Source organism: Macrococcus capreoli (assembly GCF_025628935.1).
Lineage (GTDB): Bacteria > Bacillota > Bacilli > Staphylococcales > Staphylococcaceae > Macrococcoides > Macrococcoides capreoli.
The window spans coordinates 1-1,223 of the sequence record NZ_JAOTIS010000040.1 but is presented as its reverse complement, the minus strand read 5'-3'; the positions used below and the strand labels follow the sequence as shown (position 1 = coordinate 1,223).

General features: G+C 29.8%; 1 protein-coding gene. It reads right to left on the bottom strand.

Translation table 11 applies throughout. From position 1 onward, the window contains the following. Positions 1–18 precede the first annotated feature (18 nt). Positions 19–1,148 (bottom strand): IS3 family transposase gene (locus OCL94_RS13150; RefSeq protein ID WP_262997374.1). Its coding sequence is split into 2 segments (ribosomal slippage): positions 19–902 and positions 902–1,148, totalling 1,131 coding nucleotides; the frame shifts between segments, so codons are not numbered across the junction. Positions 1,149–1,223: the final 75 nt, after the last annotated feature.

The following is a 1,223-nucleotide window of genomic DNA, read 5'->3' as shown; positions in this document are numbered from 1 at the left end:
TGGAATGTCAACAGTTTATTAGACACTTTTCATGTGTAAATTTTTAAACGCCACAGGCGTTAAATAATGTAATGAAGAATGTGGTCTAAAATTGTTGTACCAATTCACATAATCGAATAATTCGGTTTCTAGCTGGTTCAAGTTTTCAAATTTCATTTGTTTTACAAATTCAGTTTTTATTGCTTTCATCGTTGCTTCTGCAACGGCGTTATCATAAGGACAGCCTTTTGTACTTAATGATCTTTTGATGTTAAACGATTTTAATACTTCATCTATCAATTTGTTGTCGAATTCCTTACCTCTATCTGTATGGAATAATTCTATTTGTTCTAAATTATGATTAATTTTACTCATTGCTTTCGTCACTAAATGGGCGTCTTTATTTTTACCTGCACTGTAACCAACGATTTCTCTATTGAAGAGATCAATAAATAAACATATGTAATGCCATGTTCCTGCGACTTTAACATACGTTAAATCACTGACTAAAACTTCTAATGGCTGTTCCTTTGTAAATGAACGATTCAAGTGATTTTTTATTAATTTTTCATTTATTTCTTTCTGATGATTTTTATATTTAGCTTTTGTATAAACTGAAATTAAATCATATTTTTTCATAATACGACTTATTTTTCGTCTAGATACAATAATACCTAATTTATTTAACTCATATTTAATTCGTCTTGTACCAAAGCTCTTTCTATTTGAGTTAAAAGTACTAACAATAGTTTTTTCTAATTCTGAATCATCATTTTTTAGTTTATTTGAAGTTCGTTTTATTGAATCATAATAAGTGCTTCTTGGTATTTTTAGGACTTTGCACATTGCTGATACTGAATATTGATGTGCATTCTGTTGAATGACTTCTATTTTCGTCCCATGATCAGCGCTGCTTGCTTTAAAATATCATTTTCCATCTTTAATTGTTGATTTTCTTTACGCAATTTTCGGAGCTCTTTTTCTTCATCGGTTAGATTATCAGCAGCATTAAACGAACCACTATTTTGATGATTCTTAATCCATTTATCTAACGCCGAAGGTGTTAAATCATATTCTCTAACAATATCAGATTTAGATTTTCCGTTTTCAAATAATCGTACCATCTGAAGTTTAAATTCTGGTGTAAATGTTCTTCTAGCTCTAGCCATAAATAAATCGCCTACTTTCTTAATTTAACAATACATCCCCTCAGGGGAGTTGTCCAATTAAGTGTAGACGATTCA